The organism is Streptomyces sp. NPDC034103 (assembly GCF_055575395.1).
The window spans coordinates 491,143-512,323 of the sequence record NZ_JBVISS010000001.1 but is presented as its reverse complement, the minus strand read 5'-3'; the positions used below and the strand labels follow the sequence as shown (position 1 = coordinate 512,323).

Here is a 21,181-nt window from a genome sequence, read left to right as displayed (position 1 = left end):
CGACGACAACCCCGAGCGCGTTCAGTGGATGCGGCGCCCGTGTGCGTCGGGCACCCCCGACTTCCGGAAGAAGTAGCTGTTCACCTGGTCACGCCACTCGCGGGCGCCGCGGAGCTGCTCCTCGTACCGCTCCGCCACCCGCGCGTGGCACGCGTCGTCGACGAGACCCGTCAGTGAGGCCCACACCGCCCGGGCCTTCTCCACCTCCTCGACCCCCTCGAAGTGGGTGTCGTAGATGTGCTGGATCACGGTCTTCCCGCTGTGCAGCACATGCCCGTACGGGACGTGGTGGAAGAACAGCAGCAGCTCGTCGGGGCAGGTCCGCGGCGACTCGTACACCTCGGCCCAGGACGTGGCGTACTGCGCCGCGTACCCCGTGCCGGTGGCCGCGCTCCGGTCGACGCCGACGCCGTCCCGATCGGCGAAGTGGTAGGTCCCCCAGGGGCTGTACTCGTAGCCGTCCACGCTCGGCCCGTAGTGGTGACCGGGCTGCACCATGAACCCGACCCCGAGCGGCGCGGTGTACTTCTCGTACGTGCTCCACGACCCCTGCGTCACCGCGCGCACCCCCGCGGCCGCCTTGGCCGGGAAGGTGAGCCGGATCCACTCGTCGAGGACCGCCACCGGGTCCGCCTCCGGCTGCCAGGCGAGCCGCCCGAAGGTGTAGAGGTTCGCCTGGGCCAGCGGGTGCCCGGTCCAGAACGGGTCGTCGCCGACGTTGGAGACGGCGACCAGGGCGTCCGCGAGCTCCGCCACCGCCGCCCCCTCGGGCCGGAACCGCAGCACCTCGCTCCACATCGGCCCGAGCCAGCACACATGCCGCTGCTGCCCGGTGTACTCCTGGGTCGCCTGGAGCTCCACCGCGAGCCGCGTGCCGGGCATCGCGCCGATCAGCGGGGAGACCGGCTCCCGCACCTGGAAGTCCATCGGCCCGTGCTTGACCTGGAGCACCGCGTTCGGCGCGAACTCGCCGTCCAGGGGCACGAAATGGTCGTAGGCGGCGCGCGCCCGGTCCGTCGTCCGGTCCCGCCAGTCCTGACGGTGGTCGTAGACGAAGGCCCGCCAGTGGACGGTGCCGCCGTGCGGTTCGAGGGCCGCGGCCAGCATGTTGGCGCCCTCGGCGTGCGTACGGCCGTACGCGAACGGCCCGGGCCGGCCCTCGGAGTCGGCCTTCACCACGTACCCGCCGAAGTCCGGTATCGCCGCGTACACCCGTGCGGTCGCCTCCGCCCACCAGGCCCGCACCCCCGGGTCCAGCGGATCGGCGGTGGCGAGTCCGCCGAGCAGCACCGGCGCGGCGAAGGTGACCGACAGATGGGTCCGGATGCCGTACGCCCTGAACTGCGCGGCGATCGCGGCGACTTCGTCGATCCGGTCGGTCAGCAGGCGCGCCTCGACCGCGTGCACGTTGACGTTGTTCACGGCCACGGCGTTGATCCCGCAGGACGCCAGCAGCCTGGCGTACGCCCGCACCCGCTCCAGATCCCCGCGCGCCCGCCCGTCCGCCCAGAACAGCGACCCACCCGCGTACCCGCGCTCGACCTGGCCCATGACCGGGTGCACGGCCACGTTGTCCCAGTGGTCCAGCATGCGCAGCGCCAACCCGGGCCGATGCGACTGTCGGGCGCAGGAACCCTCGAACGCCGCCTTCCCGAGCCGTACGACATGGAAGAAGCCGTGGAGGAGCCCGGGTCCGCCGGACGCCGTGACGGTCGTGCGGCCGTCACGGCGCTCGTAGGTGAACGCCTCGCTGCCGTCCTCGCCGGTCAGCTCCAGCACCAGCTCGGCGTCGCCGTCCGCCACGGCACCGCCCCCGAACCGTGCGCGGGCCCGGTCCACTTCGCGGCGCACCGTCTCCACCAGCGGCCCGGTCCCGCGGACGAGGGTCCGCCGGGTGCCGACCTGCCGGAACGCCCCGTCCGGCAGCCAGGCGGCATCGACACCCTGCATGAGACCCCAACTCCTCGGTTCAGGCCAGCAGTTCGACCTCGGACACGGTCGCCTCGCCGTCCAGGACGAGGCGGTACCTCTCGTACGTACCCGGTGTCCCCACCGTGAACGCGCGTGTCTGCCTGTCCCAGGCGAACCGTTCCCCGGACCGTTTGTCCAAGGTCCGCCACGAGGTCCCGTCGGCCGACCCCTGGAGCTCCCAGCCGGTGGGCGCCTTCGCCCGGTCGGAGGGCGAGGTGAGGGTGTACTGCACGGCCTCGACGGCCTTGGCGACCGGCAACTCGGCCTCCGGCAGGGTGACTTCGGTGGCCGAGGTGTCGTCGAAGAGGCCGCCCGCACCCTTCAGCACGTCCGCGCGGGGCGTCGGCACCTCGTCGTCCTGGGTGATCGACGCCGGCGCCGCGTTCTTGCCCGTGCCCCAGGAAGAGGGCCGGGGTCCCATGTCGAAGGTGAGCGTCGCGCCCTTCGCGAACAGGGAGTGCGGGAGCGAAGTCGACGTCCAGGGCTTCCCGTTGACCTTCAGGCCCTGAACGTACACGTTGCGCGCGCTGTTCTTCGGCGCCTTCACGATCAGGTCCCGCCCGTTCTCCAGATGCACGGTGGCCTTGGTGAACAGCGGTGATCCGACGGCGTACTCCCCGCTGCCCATCACCAGCGGATAGAAGCCCAGCGCGGAGAAGAGGAACCAGGCGGACTGCTCGCCGTTGTCCTCGTCGCCGTGGTAGCCCTGCCCGATCTCGCTGCCGGTGTACAGCCGGGACAGCACCTCCCGGACGGCGCGCTGGGTCTTCCACGGCTGCCCGGCCGCGTCGTACATGTAGCTCACGTGGTGGGCGACCTGGTTGGAGTGCCCGTACATGCCCATCCGGACGTCCCGTGCCTCGGTCATCTCGTGGATGACGCCGCCATAGGAGCCGACGAAGTCCGGCGAGGCGGTCTCCGGGGTGGCGAAGTACTCGTCGAGCTTGTCGGCGAGCCCGCGTCGGCCGCCGTAGAGGTTGGCCAGGCCCCGGGTGTCCTGGGCGGCGGTGAAGGCGTACCCCCAGCCGTTGGTCTCCGTGTAGTCGTGACCCCACACGCGCGGGTCGTACTTCGCGGACTCCACGCGCCAGTCACCGGCACGGTCGCGTCCCTGGAAGAAGCCGGCCCGGGAGTCGAAGAGGTTCACGTACTGCTGGGCGCGGTTGAGGAAGTACGCCGACTCCTCCCGGTAGCGCTTCTCACCCGTCTTGGCGTGGAGCGCCTGCCCCATCCGTGCGATGCCGTAGTCGTTGAGGTAGCCCTCCAGCGCCCACGACAGGCCCTCGTGCGTCTCGGTGCCGGTGTAGCCGAGGAACGGCGAGGTCTCCATGCCCTTGCGGCCCACGCCCGAGGTCGGCGGCACGACCGTCGCGTTCTTCACGGCCGCCTCGTAGGCGGATCCCGCGTCGAAGTCGACCCCCTTGACGTACGCGTCCGCGAAGGCGACGTCCGAGGAGGTGCCGGTCATCAGGTCCGCGTAACCGGGGGAGGACCAGCGCGAGGTCCAGCCGCCGTCCTTGTACTGCTGGACGAAACCGTCGACCATCTCGCCCGCCTGAGAGGGCGTCAGCAGCGAGTACGCCGGCCAGGTGGTCCGATAGGTGTCCCAGAAGCCGTTGTTGACGTACACCTTGCCGTCCACGATCTTCGCGCCGGTGTGCGTCGGGGTGTCGGGACCGGGCATCGGCGAGAAGGGCGAGGCGTACCGGTACGTGGAACCCACCCTCTCGAAACCGGAGTTGGGGTACAGGTAGAGCCGGTACAGGCTGGAGTAGAGCGTGGTGAGCTGCTCCGGCGTCGCGCCCTCGACCTCGACCGTGCCGAGCAGCCGGTCCCACTGGCGTTGGGCACGGTCCCGGACGGTCTCGAAGGCGGTGCCGTCCGGGATCTCCTGCCGCAGATTCTCCCGGGCCTGGTCGACGCTGATGAGGGAGGTCGCCAGGCGCAGGGTCACGGTGGGGGCGTCGAACCGCAGGTAGCCCTTCACCCCCTGCGACCCGCCGTCCTTCACGGGCCGGTCGAAGACCCCGTACACGAACAGCCGGGTCGCGCCCGTCGAGAGCCCGGACTTCACGTCCGAGTAGCCGGTGACCACCCCGTTCGCCTTGTCGAGCGTCAGCCCCGCCTGGTCCGTCACGTTGTCGAACAGGACGCTCGCCCGGTCGCCCGGGTAGGTGAAGCGCAGCGCCGCCGCGTGGTCGGTCGGCGCCATCTCCGCCTTCAGCCCGTTCTCGAAGCGCACCCCGTAGTAGTACGGCCGCGCGGTCTCGTTGGCGTGCCGGAAGGCCAGCTCCCGTGCCTCCCGCCCGGTGTCCGGGACATCGGCGGCCACCGAGGGCATCACCTGGAAGGTCTGCCGGTCGCCCATCCAGGGGCTGGGCTCATGGCTCGCGCTGAACGCCTGGATCGTCGGCAGGTTGTCGTCGTTGTTGGCCCGCGCGTAGTCGTACAGCCAGCTGAGCGAGCCCGCGTCGGTTACCGGCGTCCAGAAGTTGAAGCCATGCGGCACGGCGGTCGCGGGAAAGGCGTTCCCGCGGGAGAAGGCACCGCTGGAGTGGGTGCCGCGGGTGGTCAGCGCGTAGTCGGAGAGATGGGCCCTCGGCTTCTCGGGGGCCACCGGCTCGATCCGTACGTCGTCCAGCCAGCCGCGGAACCTCGCCGGCCCGCCCGGGGCGTCGTAGGCCACCAGGATCCGGTCGACCGTCTTCCCGGCCGCCACCGAGCCGATCCGCGAGGCGACGTCGTTCCACTGGTTGACGTACAGCACCTTCGCGGCGCCCTGTCCGCGCGGGGACAGCTCGAAGCCGTGCTGGTCCCGGGCGCCGAGGGCGCTCAGATAGGTGCCGTCGGTGAAGGCGAGGTCCACCGCCACGTTGGTCGCCGCGTAGTCCCGGTCGCCGTCCGCCATCGACGGGAAGACGCGGTAGGCGAGGCGGGTGTCCCGGACGACGGCCACGTCCACGTCGTAGACCTTGTTGTACGAGTACGCCCGCCCGGCCGCGGTGTGCCGTCCCGCGTACCGCAGCGCCCGCTTCCCGGTGAAGCCGGCCCGCGCCTTGGCGGTGGGGGAGCCGTTGGGACCGCGGTCCACCAGGGAGAGCATCTGCGGTGGGACCGGGCCGTCGCCGCCGCCGGTGGAGAACTGGACGTCGGCGAGTTGGAGGAGGCCGTCGGCGCCGTTGTTCGCGGTGACGTCGAGGCGGAAGTGCTGGTACTCGGCCGGGTCCGCGAGCTCGTACGACCTGGTCTGGAACCGTTCGGCGAAGGATTCCCCGGAGCGGGTGTCGAGGGTCTTCCACTCCTTGCCGTCGGCCGAGCCCCTCAGGGTCCAGTCCCTGGGGTCACGTTCGGCCTGGTCGTTGGCGGAGGTGAGGGCATACGTCGCGACCTTCACCGGTTTGTCCAGGTCGAACTCCACCCAGCCCGTGGTCTCGAAGGTCAGCCACTTGGTGCCGGGCTCGCCGTCGGTGAGGTTCTCCTTCACCTCGCCGCCGCCGGTGTTCTCGGCGCTCGCGCGGACGTCGGTGACATGGTCGGTCACGTTGCCGGGGATGCCGGTGCTGTAGCCGCCGTCGACGCCCGAGGAGCGCTCCACGGTGTTGAGCCAGTCCGGTGGCGGGTCGTCCGCCTCGAACGAGGACGCGAACGCCCGCTCCCGGTCGGGGGCCTCAGGCAGTGCCGTCGCCGCCCCCTGTGCACTCGTCGCCAAAGCGAAGGCGGCCGTGAGAACGACCGCCGAACACCGCCTGTGCCGCATGCGCCAGCACCCTCCTGCCATCGCGGACAACGTTGTCAACTTCGATGCGCAAGGATCAGTAGTGTCGCAAGTGGTCAAGGATGTCAAGGGGGTTGGCTGTGGCATTCGGGCGCAATGACGAGTGTTTTTCCGTCAGTCAACGCACAGGCCTTACATATTTCCGCGAGGTCTCAACTCGGAAAAGACCCGTGGCCAACCTTGCATTCGATCTTGCTCCCTTGGCGGGAAGTGGACTATACCTGTCGGCGATTCACCGCACTTCCTGCACGACCCAGCGTGACCCGATCGCGGTGCCGGGGAGGATCCGGTTCACCGCCTGAGTCCTGGAGAAGGCGAGGACTTGAGCATGGGATCCACTTCCGCCGAGAACAACGAGAGCTCTGTAGGCCGCCGCGATCTGATCAAGCGGTCCGCCGCCCTCGGTCTGATCACCGTCCCCACCATGAGCTTCCTGTCCGCCTGCGCCAGCGGTGGCGGGGACGACAGCTCCGACAACGACACCGAGGGCAAGACGTCCAAGGAGAACCCCTTCGGCGTCAAGAAGGGCAGCAAGCTCGACGTCGTCATCTTCAAGGGCGGCTACGGCGACGACTACGCCAAGGCGTGGGAGGCGAGCTTCAAGAAGAAGTGGGGCGTCACCTCCACCCACACCGGCACCCAGGAGATCACCGGCAAGCTCCAGCCGCGCTTCAACGCGGGCAACCCGCCGGACATCGTGGACGACTCGGGCGCCCAGCAGATCCCGATCGACGTGCTCCACAAGAACGGCCAGCTGCTCGACCTCGCGGAGATCCTCGACGCCCCGTCAGTCGACGACCCGGACAAGAAGGTCCGCGACACCCTCGTCCCCGGCACCCTCGAATCGGGCATGCAGGGCGGCAAGGTCGTCGCCCTCAACTACATCTACACGGTGTGGGGCCTGTGGTACTCCGGCAAGCTCTTCAAGGACAAGGGCTGGACCGAGCCCAAGACCTGGGACGACTTCCTCGCCATCTGCAAGGACGCCAAGTCCCAGGGCATCGGCGGCCTGGCCCACCAGGGCAAGTACCCGTACTACATCAACGTCGCGATCATGGACCTGATCGCCAAGACCGGCGGCCTGGAGGCCATGAAGGCGATCGACAACCTCGAGCCCAACGCGTTCGTCGGCTCCGACGCCGCCGCGGCCGCCGTCGAGGCGGTCTACGAGCTCGTGGAGAAGGGCTACTTGATGCCCGGCACCAACGGCCTGACGCACACCGAGTCCCAGACCCGGTGGAACCAGTACAAGGCGGTCTTCATCACCAGCGGCTCGTGGCTGGAGAACGAGCAGCTGAAGACGACACCGTCCGACTTCGACATGAAGTTCCTGCCGATGCCGCTGCTGCCCGACAGCAAGCTGCCCTTCGAGGCGATCCGGGCCGGCTCCGGTGAGCCCTTCATCATCCCGTCCAAGGCCAAGAACCTCCCCGCGGCCAAGGAGTTCATGCGGATGATGCTCTCCAAGGAGTGGTCGACGTCGTTCGCCAAGGAGGCGAACTCCCTGACCATCCTCAAGGACGGCGTCGACACCGGCGTCCAGCTGCGGCCGGGCACCCAGTCCACGGTCGAGGCGTCCAAGGCGGCCGGGGAGAACACCTTCCGCTTCCTGTACACGGAGTGGTACAGCGAGATGGGGACGGCCATCGAGAACGCCTCCAACGAGCTGATGGCCAAGCGCATTCAGCCCAAGGAGTGGCTGAAGCGAGCCCAGGCCGCCGTGGACAAGCAGGCCAAGGACCCGGAGTCCAAGAAGAACCACCGGGACTGATCCCGCGAGGCCGACCGCGTTCCGGGCCGGAGGGATCCGGCCCGGAACGGGACATCAGGGGCAGGAAAACGCCATGCGCAAAGGGCAGTACCGGTTCGTCGCGGGATTTCTGTTCGCTCCCGTGGCGCTCTATGTGATCTTCGTGATCTGGCCGTACATCCAGACGTTCGGCTATTCGCTGACCGACTGGAAGGGACAGTCGCAGACCTTCCATTTCGTCGGCCTGGACAACTACAAGGCGCTGTTCCAGGACGACATCTTCATGGGGGCCATCTGGCACAACATCCTGTTCCTGATCTTCATCCCCGTGGTCACCATTCTGCTCGCGCTGTTCTTCGCCTTCATGCTGAACGTCGGCGGGCGCAGCCGGGCCGGCGGAGTCACGGGTGTCGCCGGGTCCAAGTACTACAAAGTCGTCTACTTCTTCCCGCAGGTGCTGTCGCTGGCGATCATGGCGGTGCTGTTCGGCGCCGTCTACCGCAGTGACGGCGGCGGCATGCTCAACGGCGCCCTCATCAAGCTGGGCCTGGTCAGTGCCGACACTCCCGTGGAGTGGCTCAACGAGCCGAACATGGTGATCTGGGCACTGCTCGCGGTCGTCGTCTGGCACGGCGTCGGCTTCTACCTGGTGCTGTTCTCCGCCGCCATGCAGTCCATCCCGAAGGACATCTACGAGGCCGCGCTCATCGACGGCGCCGGCCGCGGCCAGTCCTTCTTCCGCATCACCCTGCCCCTGCTGTGGGAGTCCGTGCAGACCGCCTGGGTCTATCTCGGCATCGCCGCGATGGACATGTTCATCCTCGTCTCCACGATGACCTCCGGCGACTACGGAGGCGGCCCCGACCACCACAGCGAGGTCATGGCGACCGTGATGATGCGCAACTTCCTGCTGTACGGAAAGAGCGGGTACGCCTGCGCCATGGGCGTGGTCATGCTCGTCCTCACCCTGATCGTGTCCGTGTTCACGCTGCGCGCGACCCGCCGCGACCGCGTCGAGTTCTGAGCGGGGAGAGAAGGCGACCCATGAGCGCACCCCTCAAGGAGACCTCCGCCGCGGGCGGCTCGGTCCCGGCCCCGCCCCCGGTCGGCAAGGTCCCGGCCCGCCCGGACGACCAGCGTGGTGAAGGCCTCGTACTGAACGTCTTCTCGCACGGCTTCCTCGCCCTGTGGGCGCTGCTGATCGTGCTGCCGCTGCTGTGGCTGGTCCTGAGCTCCTTCAGGACCGACGCCCAGATCGGCGGTTCGGCCTTCGGCTGGCCGCAGAACTGGTCGCTGGACGTCTTCTCCCGCGCCTGGGACAAGGGCATCGGCGACTACTTCGTCAACACCGTCATCGTGCTGGTCTTCTCGGTGCCGCTGACGATGCTGCTCGGCTCGATGGCCGCCTATGTGCTGGCCCGCTACGAGTTCTGGGGCAACCGGCTCCTGTACTACTTCTTCGTGGCCGGCGCGATGTTCCCGGTGTTCCTGGCCCTGGTCCCGCTGTTCTTCATGGTCAAACGGCTGGACATGCTGAACACCTACCAGGGGCTGATCCTGGTGTACGTCGCCTACTCGATGCCGTTCACGGTCTTCTTCATGCACGCCTTCTTCCGGACCCTGCCCACAGCCGTGTTCGAGGCGGCGATCCTGGACGGGGCCTCGCACACCCGGACGTTCTTCCAGGTGATGCTGCCGATGGCGAAGGCGGGCCTGTTGAGCGTCGGCATCTTCAACACCCTCGGCCAGTGGAACCAGTTCATCCTGCCGACGGTCCTGATGCAGCCGCAGAGCGGGGACGACCCCGAGCGCTATGTCCTCACCCAGGGGCTCATCCAGCTCCAGCAGCAGCAGGGCTACGCCTCCGACCTGCCGGTGCTGTTCGCCGGCGTGACCATCGCCATGATCCCGATGCTGGTGGTGTACCTGTCCTTCCAGCGCCAGGTGCAGGCGGGCCTGACATCGGCGACCCTGAAGTGAGGCGCCCGTAGCGGAAGCGAAGCGCCCGTAGCGCTGCGAAACCGGTCGTGCGCACGCCGTTCCCGCGTCGGGAGCGGCGTACGCCCGCGTGCCCGGCACCGCGGATACTGTTCAACCTCTTGACGGAAGGCGACCCGAACGGCTCAGCTTAGAGTTCACTAGTTGGACATTCACGGGGCCTCATAGAAGCGGTCCCGCGCGCAGGAGGTCGTCGTGGAGACTCCGGGGTCGCAGTCGTCGCTGCACCGAGCCAACCTGGAACGGGTCGTCCGGGCCGTCCGGCTGGCCGGGTCGCTCACCCAGGCGGAGATCGCCCGGAGCACGGGGCTGTCCGCCGCGACCGTCTCCAACATCGTCCGCGAGCTCAAGGACGGCGGAACCGTCGAGGTCACGCCCACCTCGGCGGGCGGCAGGCGGGCCCGCAGCGTCTCGCTGAGCGGGGACGCGGGCATCGTCATAGGCGTCGACTTCGGGCATACGCACCTGCGTGTCGCCGTCGGGAACCTCGCCCATCAGGTCCTGGCCGAGGAGTCCGAGCCACTGGATGTGGACGCCTCCTCGACGCAGGGGTTCGACCGGGCGGAAGAGCTGGTCAACCGCCTGATCGCGGCCACCGGCGTCGACCGCTCCAAGATCGCCGGGGTGGGTCTCGGCGTCCCCGGCCCGATCGATCTGGAGTCCGGCTCGCTGGGCTCCTCCGCGATCCTGCCGGGCTGGATCGGCACCAAGCCCGCCGAGGAGCTGGGCGGCCGTCTGGGCGTCCCCGTGCACGTCGACAACGACGCCAACCTGGGCGCCCTCGGCGAGATGGTGTGGGGCGCCGGGCGGGGTGCCAGGGACCTGGCGTACATCAAGGTCGCCAGCGGTGTCGGCGCCGGACTGGTCATCAACGGCAAGATCTACCGGGGCCCGGGTGGCACAGCGGGAGAAATCGGGCATATTACTCTTGATGAATCCGGCCCGGTCTGCCGTTGTGGAAACCGTGGCTGCCTGGAGACCTTCGCGGCCGCGCGCTATGTGCTGCCGCTCCTCCAGTCCAGTCACGGCACCGATCTGACGATGGAAGGTGTGGTGCGGCTGGCCAGGGACGGAGACCCGGGTTGCCGTCGGGTGATCGCCGACGTCGGCCGCCACATCGGCAGTGGAGTCGCCAATCTCTGCAATCTCCTGAACCCGAGCAGGGTCGTCCTCGGCGGTGATCTCGCGGAGGCCGGTGAGCTGGTGCTCGGGCCCATCAGGGAGTCTGTCGGCCGCTACGCGATCCCGAGCGCGGCGCGTCAACTGTCCGTTCTCCCGGGGGCACTTGGGGGTCGTGCGGAGGTGCTCGGAGCACTCGCTCTCGCACTCAGCGAGATGGGTGATTCGACCCTTTTGGACGGCACGCTGCACAGTGCGGCGCCTGCCTTCACTTAGAGAACGAAACGCGCCGTTGCCAAGCCGTTAAGTATTTACTTCTTGACGTCGCACGTGTGGCCGAGTTGACTTCCAGCCACCTCGGCCGCAACGACGCGGCCTCGTCAGGGAGGTTTCTGAAGTGAACACGCTTATGCGTCGTGCGGCCGTACCCGTTCTGGTCTCGGCTCTCGCCCTCACGGCCGCCGCTTGCGGCAAGGCCGGGGACGACGACAACGACAGCGGCAGCTCCGACTCCGGCAACAAGTCGATCGGTCTGCTCCTGCCCGACAGCGTCACCACGCGCTACGAGCAGTTCGACCGTCCGTTCTTCGAGGACAAGGTCAAGGAGCTCTGCTCCGACTGCAAGGTCTCCTACGCCAACGCCGGGGCCGACGCCGCCAAGCAGGCCCAGCAGGTCAGCACCATGGTCACCAAGGGCGTGAAGGTCATCGTGGTCTCCGCCCAGGACTCGGCGGCCATCAAGTCCTCGATCGACGCCGCGACCAAGAAGGGCGTCAAGGTCATCGCGTACGACCGTCTGGCCCAGGGCCCGGTCTCCGCGTACGTCTCCTTCGACAACGAGAAGGTCGGCCAGCTCCAGGGCCAGGCCCTGCTCGACGCCCTCGGCGACAAGGCGACCCCGAAGTCCAACGTCGTCATGATCAACGGTGACGACGCCGACCCGAACGCCGGTCTGTTCAAGAAGGGCGCCCACAGCGTCCTCGACGGCAAGGTCAAGATCGCCTACGAGCAGTCCGGCCTGTGGAAGGACTCGGTCGCCGCGCAGAAGATGTCCGCGGCCATCACCCAGCTCGGCAAGAAGAACATCGCCGGTGTCTACGCCGCCAACGACGGCATGGCCGGTGGTATCGCCAACACCCTCAAGGGCGCCGGCATCTCCGGCATCCCGCTGACGGGTCAGGACGCCGAGCTCGCCGGTATCCAGCGCATCGTCGCCGGTACCCAGTCCAGCACGGTCTACAAGGCCTTCAAGCCGGAGGCGGACGCCGCCGCCCAGCTCGCGGTCAACCTGATCGAGGGCAAGAGCATCGACGACCTCGCCACCCAGACCATGACCAACGGCTCGGGGAACAAGGTGCCCTCGCAGCTGCTGACCCCGGTCTCCGTCACCGTCGACAACATCAAGGACACGGTGATCAAGGACAAGCTGTACACCGTGGACCAGATCTGCACCGCCGAGTACGCCGCCGCGTGCAAGAAGGCCGGTCTGAAGTAACCCCGCCCCGGGAGCGTGCCGTCCGTACGGCGCGCCCCCGCGGCAGGCAGAAGCCTGTCCGGCGCCCGTCCCACCCTCAAACCCCGCTGTGGGACGGGCGCCGGACGGAAGCATGTCGCACGCGGCCGTTGCCAGGACGCTACGACCGCGCGCATGTTCATCCAGTAAATCCGTGCTCTGAGCACGCCCCTCCGCGCCTTACCCCAAGCGCGGCATCCCCGCCGGTCAGGCGGCGAAGGAGATGGTTCACGTGTCCGCTACGCCCGTGCTGGCGTTGCGCGGAGTCTCCAAGCGATTCGGTGCGGTGCAAGCCCTCACCGATGTCGAACTGGAGGTCCACGCCGGAGAAGTGGTCGCCCTGGTCGGCGACAACGGCGCCGGAAAGTCGACGCTGGTCAAGACGATCGCCGGCGTCCACCCCATCGATGAGGGCGTCATCGAGTGGGACGGCAGCCCGGTCAGCATCAACAAGCCGCACGACGCCCAGGGACTCGGCGTCGCGACGGTCTACCAGGACCTCGCCCTGTGCGACAACCTGGACGTCGTCGGCAACCTCTACCTCGGACGCGAGCTGCTGCACCGCGGCGTCATCGACGAGGTCACGATGGAGCAGAAGGCCCGCGAGCTGCTGTCCACGCTCTCCATCCGCATTCCCAGCGTGCGCATCCCGATCGCGAGCCTCTCCGGTGGCCAGCGCCAGGTCGTGGCCATCGCCCGCGCCCTGATCGGTGACCCCAAGGTCGTCATCCTCGACGAGCCCACCGCGGCCCTCGGCGTCGAGCAGACCGCGCAGGTCCTCGACCTGGTCGAGCGGCTGCGCGAGCGCAACCTGGGCGTCATCCTCATCAGCCACAACATGGCCGACGTGAAGGCAGTCGCCGACACCGTCGCCGTGCTGCGCCTGGGTAAGAACAACGGTTCCTTCTCGGTGAAGGACACCACCCACGAAGAGATCATCGCCGCCATCACGGGCGCCACGGACAACGCCGTGACCCGTCGTGCGGGGCGTCGCAGCACGGAGGCGGCAAAGTGAGCGACACGTCGAAGGTAGACAAGACGCAGGGCGTGGTCGAGGAACAGACCACGGTGGCCCCCACCGACGACCCCACGGCCGCCCCGGTCTCCGTCGTCGACCCTCGTCTGCTCATCCGCGAGGAGGGCCTCAAGGGTTACTGGACCGAGTTCAAGCGCAAGGTCAAGGGCGGTGAGCTCGGCTCGCTGCCGGTCGTCGTCGGCCTGATCGTCATCTGGACGATCTTCCAGCTGAAGAACGACCTGTTCCTGAGCGCGGACAACCTGTCCAACATCAGCTACTTCCTGTCGGCCACCGGCATGCTCGCCATCGGCCTGGTGTTCGTGCTGCTGCTCGGCGAGATCGACCTGTCCGTCGGCTCGGTCAGCGGTCTGGCGTCCACGATCTTCGCGGTGTTCGTGGTCAACCACGGCATGGGCCAGTGGCTGGCCCTCATCCTGGCCGTCCTGACCGGTATCGGCATCGGCATCCTGCACGGCTGGTTCTTCGCCAAGATCGGTGTGCCGGCGTTCGTCGTCACCCTGGCCGGCTTCCTCGGCTGGAACGGTCTGATGCTGTGGTTGCTCGGTGACAGCGGCACGATCAACATCCCGGCCGACAGCGGCCCGATCAAGCTGCTGGGCCAGAGCTCGTTCTTCATGGACCAGGCCATCGTCGGCGCCTACCTGCTCGCCGGTCTCGGCGTGGCGTCCATGCTCGTGGGCTCCGTGATGGACCAGCGCCGCCGCAAGGCCGCGGGTGTGCCGTTCCGGCCGACCAGCGAGATCCTGCTGCGCGTCGGTCTGCTCGCCGTGGCGTCCTTCGCCGCCGCGGCCGTGCTGAACAACGCCGCGGGTGTCTCCAACGCGCTGGTGCTCTTCCTCGCCGCGCTGGTGATCGTGGACTTCGTGCTGCGCCGCACCACGTTCGGCCGCAAGGTCTTCGCGGTCGGCGGCGGCATCGAGGCCGCCCGGCGTGCCGGTATCAACGTGGCGGCGATCCGGATCTCCGTGTTCGCCATCGCGGGTGGCTTCGCGGCCATCGGCGGTATGTTCTTCGCCGGTCAGACGGCGTCCGCGACGCTGAACGCCGGTGGCGGCAACACCCTGATGCTGGCCATCGCGGCCGCGGTCATCGGTGGTACGTCGCTGTTCGGCGGTCGCGGCTCGGTGTGGTCGGCGCTGCTGGGCATGCTGGTCATCCAGTCGATCCAGACCGGTCTGGACCTGCTGAACATGAACACCTCGATCCAGTACATGATCACCGGTGGTGTTCTGCTCGGCGCGGTCGTCATCGACTCGGTCTCCCGCCGGAGCCAGAAGGCCGCCGGACGCGGCTGACATCCCTCGGGGACACGACGGAGCCCGGCACCGCCACGGTGCCGGGCTCTTTCATGTCGTAGGAACTGGTGATCTTGGGTACAGCCGATCGCGTGACGTATGACGCACCTCCCGGGCACCGCCCGCACAGGCGGAACATTAGACTCGACAAGCCCGGCAACAGCTCTACTGCAAGGAGGCACGGGTGCCGCTGCTGACCCGCATCAGGGGACCGCGCGATCTGGACCGGCTCAGCCTGGAGGAGCTGGACCAGCTGGCAGGGGAGATCCGGACCTTCCTCGTCGACGCCGTCTCCAAGACCGGCGGCCACCTCGGCCCGAACCTCGGCGTGGTCGAGCTCACCATCGCCCTGCACCGCGTCTTCGACTCGCCGAAGGACAAGGTGCTCTGGGACACCGGACACCAGTCCTACGTCCACAAGCTGCTCACCGGCCGCCAGGACTTCTCCCGGCTGAAGATGAAGGGCGGCCTGTCGGGCTACCCCTCGCAGGCCGAGTCCGAGCACGACGTCATCGAGAACAGCCACGCCTCGACCGTCCTGGGCTGGGCCGACGGCCTCGCCAAGGCCAACCAGATCCAGAAACGCGACGACCACGTCGTCGCCGTGATCGGTGACGGCGCGCTCACCGGCGGCATGGCCTGGGAGGCGCTGAACAACATCGCCGACGCCAAGGACCGCCCGCTGGTCATCGTCGTCAACGACAACGAGCGCTCCTACGCGCCGACCATCGGCGGCCTCGCCAACCACCTGGCGACCCTGCGCACCACCGACGGCTACGAGCGCTTCCTGGCCCGCGGCAAGGACCTCCTGGAGCGCACCCCGGTCGTCGGCAGGCCGCTCTACGAGACCCTCCACGGCGCCAAGAAGGGCCTGAAGGACTTCATCGCCCCGCAGGGCATGTTCGAGGACCTGGGCCTGAAGTACGTCGGCCCCATCGACGGCCACGACATCGAGGCGCTGGAGTCCGCCCTGGCCCGCGCCAAGCGCTTCGGCGGCCCGGTGATAGTGCACTGCCTCACCGAGAAGGGCCGCGGCTACCAGCCCGCCCTCCAGGACGAGGCCGACCGCTTCCACGCCGTCGGCAAGATCCACCCCGACACGGGCCTGCCGATCGCCACCGCGGGAGCCGACTGGACCTCCGTCTTCGGCGAGGAGATGGTCAAGCTCGGCGAGGAGCGCGAGGACATCGTCGCCATCACCGCGGCCATGCTCCAGCCGGTCGGCCTGGACAGGTTCGCCAAGAGGTTCCCCGAGCGGGTCTACGACGTCGGCATCGCCGAGCAGCACGGCGCCGTCTCCGCGGCCGGCCTGGCCACCGGGGGAGTGCACCCCGTCTTCGCCGTCTACGCCACCTTCCTCAACCGCGCCTTCGACCAGGTCCTGATGGACGTCGCCCTGCACAAGTGCGGGGTCACCTTCGTCCTGGACCGGGCCGGCATCACCGGCACCGACGGCGCCTCCCACAACGGCATGTGGGACATGTCGATCCTCCAGGTCGTCCCGGGACTGCGGCTCGCCGCGCCCCGCGACGCCGACCAGGTGCGCGCCCAGCTGCGCGAGGCCGTGAAGGTCGACGACGCGCCGACCGTGGTGCGCTTCTCCAAGGGCGCCGTCGGCCCCGCCGTCCCCGCCGTGGGACGTGTCGGCGGCATGGACGTGCTGCGCGAGCCGGGGACGGACACGCCCGACGTGCTGCTGGTCTCCATCGGCGCGCTGGCCCCCATGTGCCTGGAGATCGCCTCGCTCCTCGACAAGCAGGGCATCTCCACCACCGTCGTCGACCCGCGCTGGGTCAAGCCGGTGGACGAGGCCATGGCCCCGCTCGCCGAGCGCCACCGTGTCGTCGTCACCGTCGAGGACAACTCCCGTGTCGGCGGCGTCGGTTCGGCGATCGCGCAGGCCCTGCGGGACGCCGGCGTCGACGTCCCGCTGCGCGACTTCGGCATCCCGCCGCGCTTCCTCGACCACGCCTCGCGTGCCGAGGTCATGGCGGAGATCGGGCTGACCGCGCCCGACATCGCCCGCCAGGTGACCGGTCTGGTCTCCAAGCTGGACGGCCGGTACAGCGGCGCCACGACCGCCGAGCCGGAGCCCGCGCGCGACTGACCCGTACCACCGGATGGGCCGGTTCCACCACCGCGAAGGGTGGTGAAACCGGCCCATTCGCGTGAATCACCACGCGCCGGGGCATAGGCAGTACGCCCCCTCTCAATCATGTCGAGGACGACACAGCGTGGGAGGTACGCCCGTGAGCAGCACACTCTTCCGGACGAAGAGAGTCGAGCAGTCCATCCTCGATACCGAGGAACCCGAGCACGCGCTGAAGAAATCCCTGTCCGCGCTCGATCTGACGGTCTTCGGCGTCGGGGTCATCATCGGCACCGGCATCTTCGTCCTCACCGGCACGGTCGCCAAGAACAACGCCGGCCCCGCCGTCGCCCTGGCCTTCGTCGTGGCCGGCGTCGTCTGCGCGCTCGCCGCGCTCTGCTACGCCGAGTTCGCCTCCACCGTCCCGGTGGCGGGGTCGGCGTACACCTTCAGTTACGCCTCCCTCGGTGAACTGCCCGCCTGGATCATCGGCTGGGACCTGGTCCTGGAGTTCGCGCTCGGCACGGCGGTGGTGGCCGTCGGCTGGTCCGGGTACATCGCCTCGCTGCTGGACAACGCGGGCTGGCATCTGCCCGAGGTGCTCAGCGGCCGGGACGGCGCCGACGGCTTCGGCTTCGACATCCTCGCCGCCGCGCTGGTCCTGGTGCTCACCGGCGTCCTCGTCCTCGGCACGAAGCTCTCCGCGCGGGTCACCTCGATCGTCGTCGCCATCAAGGTGACCGTCGTGCTGACCGTGATCGTCGCGGGCGCCTTCTTCATCAAGGGCGACAACTACGACCCGTTCATCCCCAAAGCGCAGGACGTGCCGGCCGGTGACAGTCTCCAGTCGCCCCTGATCCAGCTGATGTTCGGCTGGGCGCCCTCCAACTTCGGTGTGATGGGCATCTTCACCGCCGCGTCCGTCGTCTTCTTCGCCTTCATCGGCTTCGACGTGGTGGCCACGGCCGCGGAGGAGACCAGGAACCCGCAGCGGGACATGCCGCGCGGCATCCTGGGCTCGCTCGTCATCTGCACGGTCCTCTACGTCGCCGTGTCGATCGTGGTCACCGGCATGCAGAAGTACACCGACCTGTCGATCACCGCGCCGCTCGCCGACGCCTTCAAGGCCACCGGGCATCCCTGGTTCGCGGGCTTCATCAGCTTCGGCGCCGCGGTCGGCCTGACGACGGTCTGCATGATCCTGCTGCTGGGTCAGACCCGGGTCTTCTTCGCGATGAGCCGTGACGGACTGCTGCCCACGTTCTTCTCCCACGTCCACCCGAGGTTCCGGACCCCGCACCGGCCGACCATCCTGCTCGGTGTGATCATCGCGATCGTCGCCGGCTTCACCCCGCTCAGCGAGCTCGCCGAACTGGTCAACATCGGCACGCTGTTCGCGTTCGTGGTCGTCGCGATCGGCGTGATCATCCTCCGGCGGACCCGGCCCGACCTGAACCGGTCCTTCCGCACCCCGTGGGTGCCGGTCCTGCCGATCCTGTCGGTCCTCGCCTCGCTCTGGCTGATGATCAACCTGCCGGCCGAGACCTGGCTGCGGTTCGCGATCTGGATGGTCCTCGGCTTCGTCGTGTACTTCCTCTACGGCCGCTCCCACAGCCGCCTCGGGCGCGGGGAGCGGGCACCGGCGGACCCGGCCGCGCCGCCGCCCGGCGGAGGCACGAAGTAGCCCCCACCCCTCGCAGGTCCGGCCTCGTACGGCGCGCCCCACGCTCCGCACGAGGCCGGACCCGTACGCCACCCGTCCCGTCCTGACCGGAACTGGCGCTTGCCGTACGGAAGCTGGCTCGTAAGGAACCTTTGCCGCCCTTGTGCCCGACCGGAAGCGGCCAGGATGATGGAGGGAGTGGTGACGAGGAGCCACCTCTCGACTCTCCGTGCGATTCCACTCGGTGGAGATCCGACCGGCACGATTCCACGGACCGGCGAAGGAGACCGCAATGACGAACGGCGGAGAGGCGTCCGGTGCAGTTCTGGACGAGTTAGGAGCGGCGCACCCGCCGCTCGCCACGGAAGTGCCCGACTGGGAGGGCGTCCCGCTGGACGGCCCCGGCCTTCTCGACCCACGAGCCCTCAGCAGACTGCTGCCGTCCGGCAGGCAGCCTGACCGCGGCTTCAACTCCAGCATCTGACCGTCCCGGGCGCCAAGGGCCGATGACCGCGGGGACAAGAGCATTCCGCCAGTTCGTCCTCAAGATGCACAGCAGATGCGACCTGGCCTGCGATCACTGCTACGTCTACCGCCACGCCGACCAGAGCTGGCGGCGCCGGCCGCGGGTCATCCCGGACGAGGTGGCGGCCGCGGCCGTGGCACGGATCGCCGAGCACGCCCGGGCCCACCCCGAACTCCCGCGCGTGCACGTCGTCCTGCACGGCGGCGAGCCCCTGCTGGCCGGAGCCGGACGGCTGGCCCGCACGGCCCGGGACCTGCGCGACGCCCTGGACGGCGTGTGCGACCTGGATCTGCGCATGCAGACCAACGGCCTGCGACTGGACGAGTCCCTGTGCCGCATGCTGGTCCGCGAGCGGATCAGCACCGGCATCTCCCTCGACGGCGACCGCGCCGCCAACGACCGCCACCGCAAGCGGCCGGACGGCACCGGTTCCTACGACGCCGTCGTCAGGGCCGTGCGCCTCATCAGCTCCCCCGAGTACCGCGACGCCTTCGCCGGCCTGCTGTGCACCGTCGACGTGGACAACGACCCGGTCGCCGTCTACGAGGCCCTCGCCGCCCTGGACCCGCCGCGGGTGGACTTCCTGCTCCCGCACGCCACCTGGGACCGGCCGCCACCGTCCGACCCCGCCCACCCGGCCGCGCACGCCCGCTGGCTGATCGCCGTCCACGACCGCTGGGCCGCCGACGGCAGGCCCTTCCCGGTCCGCCTCTTCGACTCGATCGAGGCCGGCCGGGAGGGACAGGAGTCCTTCACCGAGGCGCTCGGGCTCGGCAGCCCGGACCTGGTCGTCATCGAGACCGACGGGGAGATCGAACAGGCCGACTGGCTCAAGACAGCCGGACCCGAGGCGCCCAGCACCGGATTCCACGTCCTGCGGCACTCCTTCGACGAGGCGGCCGCCCACCCCGGCTTCCTCGCCCAGGCCGGGGGAGTGGAGGCACTGAGCCGGCAGTGCCGGGACTGCCCAGTGGTGCGGATCTGCGGCGGCGGCCTGTACGGGCACCGCCATCGCGCGGACAACGCATTCGACAACCCCTCCGTCTACTGCGAGGACCTCTTCCGGCTGATCGGACACGTGCTGAACGCCCCCCGCCCGCGTCCGGCGCGCCGGACGCACACCCTGACCGCGCCCGCCTTCGACTCCCTCGCCGCGGGCGACGGCGACCCCGCCGCGCTGCACGCCCTCGCCGACGCCGAGACCAGCGTCCGCCGGATGCTCCTCGCCGCCGTGTGCGCCCGGCATCCGGGGCCCGAGGCGAGCGCCCTGGCCCGGCTCGACCGGCAGTGGCCCCGGCACACCGCGCGGACCGTCCGCCACCCCTACCTCGGCAGCTGGGCGGTGCGCGCCGTCGAGGGGCGGCTGCCCGCGGCGGCGGTACGGCAACGGCTCGGCGAGGTCGCCGTGGCGGCGGCGCTGCGGGCCGGCACCGAACTGCGCGCCGACCTGCCGGAGGGGGCCACGGGGGCGCACCTGCCCGGATTCGGCCGGCTCGCCCTGCCGCCCGGCGCCGGACCGGTCACCCTGCTCGCACGCGCCGGCGCCCTGCTGGTCGCCGCCCGGCCCGACGACCCGCCCCGCCCGCTCACCGAGGCGACCGACTCCGGCTTCGCCTGGCACCCCGTACGCCGCCTGGCCGCCGGCGAGTTCACCGTCCTCCTGGAGGACACCGACCCGTACCGCGACGGCTTCACCGCGGAGCCGGGTGCCGCGGGCCCGGCCGAGGCCCCCCGCCCGGAGGGTTCGGGCTCTGGCGGCTCCTCGGCCGCTCCTCGGCTCGCCGGCCCGTACCGCGACGGCTTCACCGCGGGCCCGGCCGAGGACCCCCGCCCGGAGGGTTCGGGCCCTGGCGGCTCCTCGGCCGCTCCTCGGATCGCCGGCCCGTACCGCGACGGCTTCACCGCGGAGCCGGGTGTCGTCGCCCCGGCCGCGCACCCGCGCCCGGAGGGCTCCGGCCCTGGCGGCTCCTGCGCCGCTCCTCGGATCGCCGGCCTCCCCGGTGGTGGCTGGCCCGGCGGCCTCCGCCCCACCCCCGCATTGGACGAGGGTGAGTACGCGCGCTGGCTCGGCCTGTTCACCGAGGCGGCCGTGCATCTGCGGGCCCGCCACGCCGGCCGCGGCCCAGGGGTGCGCGTGCTGTTCGCCGCGTGCACCCCGCTGCACGACGCCGGCGCGCCGGGCCGGGTGGCCGCGGATCCGTACGCCTTCGGGGCCCTCGGACTCGCGCTGCCGGACACCGCCGTGGCGCTGGCCGGCCTCATCGTGGAGGGAGTGCAGCAGATGAAGTTCAACGCCCTGTCGGACCTCTTCGACCTCGCCGGCAGCGCCGAGGCCGGGCAGCTGCTGCGGTCCGCGTACCTGGGCCGACTGCCCGCCGGGGCCATCCCCTACGACGGCCTCACCCCGGCCGGCCGCAGGATGGCCGCCCGGCTGCGCGGCTGA

At 69.6% G+C, this 21,181-nt stretch carries 13 protein-coding genes; 11 read left to right on the top strand and 2 right to left on the bottom strand.

Annotated elements, in window-relative coordinates; genetic code table 11:
- Positions 1-21: 21 nt before the first annotated feature.
- The gene (locus ACZ56U_RS02235; RefSeq protein WP_469082115.1) at positions 22-1,950 is read right to left on the bottom strand and encodes an alpha-glucuronidase; all 1,929 of its coding nucleotides are present in this window, start codon (positions 1,948-1,950) and stop codon (positions 22-24) included.
- Between the two features lie 19 nt (positions 1,951-1,969).
- Positions 1,970-5,728: a GH92 family glycosyl hydrolase gene (locus ACZ56U_RS02230; protein WP_469082114.1), complete on the bottom strand. Its 3,759-nt coding sequence runs from the start codon at positions 5,726-5,728 to the stop codon at positions 1,970-1,972.
- A gap of 346 nt (positions 5,729-6,074) precedes the next feature.
- On the opposite strand from ACZ56U_RS02230, the gene ngcE reads away from it, so the two are divergent.
- From ngcE to ACZ56U_RS02175, 11 genes are all read left to right on the top strand, one after another.
- The gene (gene ngcE, locus ACZ56U_RS02225; RefSeq protein WP_469082113.1) at positions 6,075-7,517 is read left to right on the top strand and encodes an N-acetylglucosamine/diacetylchitobiose ABC transporter substrate-binding protein; all 1,443 of its coding nucleotides are present in this window, start codon (positions 6,075-6,077) and stop codon (positions 7,515-7,517) included.
- A 73-nt stretch (positions 7,518-7,590) separates the two neighbouring features.
- On the top strand, positions 7,591-8,520 hold the full coding sequence (locus ACZ56U_RS02220; protein WP_469082112.1) for a carbohydrate ABC transporter permease: 930 nt from the start codon (positions 7,591-7,593) through the stop codon (positions 8,518-8,520).
- 20 nt (positions 8,521-8,540) lie between these two features.
- Positions 8,541-9,476: a carbohydrate ABC transporter permease gene (locus ACZ56U_RS02215; RefSeq protein ID WP_469082111.1), complete on the top strand. Its 936-nt coding sequence runs from the start codon at positions 8,541-8,543 to the stop codon at positions 9,474-9,476.
- A gap of 213 nt (positions 9,477-9,689) precedes the next feature.
- Positions 9,690-10,889: an ROK family transcriptional regulator gene (locus ACZ56U_RS02210; protein ID WP_469082110.1), complete on the top strand. Its 1,200-nt coding sequence runs from the start codon at positions 9,690-9,692 to the stop codon at positions 10,887-10,889.
- A 133-nt stretch (positions 10,890-11,022) separates the two neighbouring features.
- Complete coding sequence (locus ACZ56U_RS02205; protein ID WP_469082279.1) at positions 11,023-12,108, top strand: sugar ABC transporter substrate-binding protein; 1,086 nt, start codon at positions 11,023-11,025, stop codon at positions 12,106-12,108.
- Positions 12,109-12,349: 241 nt separating this feature from the next.
- On the top strand, positions 12,350-13,141 hold the full coding sequence (locus tag ACZ56U_RS02200; protein ID WP_469082109.1) for an ATP-binding cassette domain-containing protein: 792 nt from the start codon (positions 12,350-12,352) through the stop codon (positions 13,139-13,141).
- Positions 13,138-14,460 (top strand): sugar ABC transporter permease, encoded by a 1,323-nt coding sequence (locus ACZ56U_RS02195; protein WP_469082108.1) that lies wholly within the window; start codon positions 13,138-13,140, stop codon positions 14,458-14,460. The genes ACZ56U_RS02200 and ACZ56U_RS02195 overlap by 4 nt, the downstream gene beginning before the upstream one ends.
- A gap of 184 nt (positions 14,461-14,644) precedes the next feature.
- Positions 14,645-16,567, top strand: coding sequence for a 1-deoxy-D-xylulose-5-phosphate synthase (dxs, locus tag ACZ56U_RS02190; protein ID WP_469082107.1), 1,923 nt, complete (start codon positions 14,645-14,647; stop codon positions 16,565-16,567).
- A 142-nt stretch (positions 16,568-16,709) separates the two neighbouring features.
- Positions 16,710-18,233, top strand: coding sequence for an amino acid permease (locus ACZ56U_RS02185; RefSeq protein ID WP_469082106.1), 1,524 nt, complete (start codon positions 16,710-16,712; stop codon positions 18,231-18,233).
- 271 nt (positions 18,234-18,504) lie between these two features.
- On the top strand, positions 18,505-18,696 hold the full coding sequence (locus tag ACZ56U_RS02180) for a hypothetical protein (RefSeq protein ID WP_469082105.1): 192 nt from the start codon (positions 18,505-18,507) through the stop codon (positions 18,694-18,696).
- A gap of 22 nt (positions 18,697-18,718) precedes the next feature.
- Positions 18,719-21,181 (top strand): FxsB family cyclophane-forming radical SAM/SPASM peptide maturase, encoded by a 2,463-nt coding sequence (locus ACZ56U_RS02175; RefSeq protein ID WP_469082104.1) that lies wholly within the window; start codon positions 18,719-18,721, stop codon positions 21,179-21,181.

Excerpts from the sequence above, each read along its gene's own strand:
- ACZ56U_RS02220 (WP_469082112.1), top strand. The coding sequence starts at position 7,591 with ATGCGCAAAGGGCAGTACCGGTTCGTCGCGGGATTTCTGTTCGCTCCC.
- ACZ56U_RS02230 (WP_469082114.1), bottom strand. The coding sequence starts at position 5,728 with ATGCGGCACAGGCGGTGTTCGGCGGTCGTTCTCACGGCCGCCTTCGCT.
- ACZ56U_RS02215 (WP_469082111.1), top strand. The coding sequence starts at position 8,541 with ATGAGCGCACCCCTCAAGGAGACCTCCGCCGCGGGCGGCTCGGTCCCG.
- ACZ56U_RS02175 (WP_469082104.1), top strand. The coding sequence starts at position 18,719 with ATGACCGCGGGGACAAGAGCATTCCGCCAGTTCGTCCTCAAGATGCAC.
- ACZ56U_RS02235 (WP_469082115.1), bottom strand. The coding sequence starts at position 1,950 with ATGCAGGGTGTCGATGCCGCCTGGCTGCCGGACGGGGCGTTCCGGCAG.
- ngcE (WP_469082113.1), top strand. The coding sequence starts at position 6,075 with ATGGGATCCACTTCCGCCGAGAACAACGAGAGCTCTGTAGGCCGCCGC.
- ACZ56U_RS02205 (WP_469082279.1), top strand. The coding sequence starts at position 11,023 with ATGCGTCGTGCGGCCGTACCCGTTCTGGTCTCGGCTCTCGCCCTCACG.
- ACZ56U_RS02200 (WP_469082109.1), top strand. The coding sequence starts at position 12,350 with ATGGTTCACGTGTCCGCTACGCCCGTGCTGGCGTTGCGCGGAGTCTCC.
- ACZ56U_RS02180 (WP_469082105.1), top strand. The coding sequence starts at position 18,505 with ATGACGAACGGCGGAGAGGCGTCCGGTGCAGTTCTGGACGAGTTAGGA.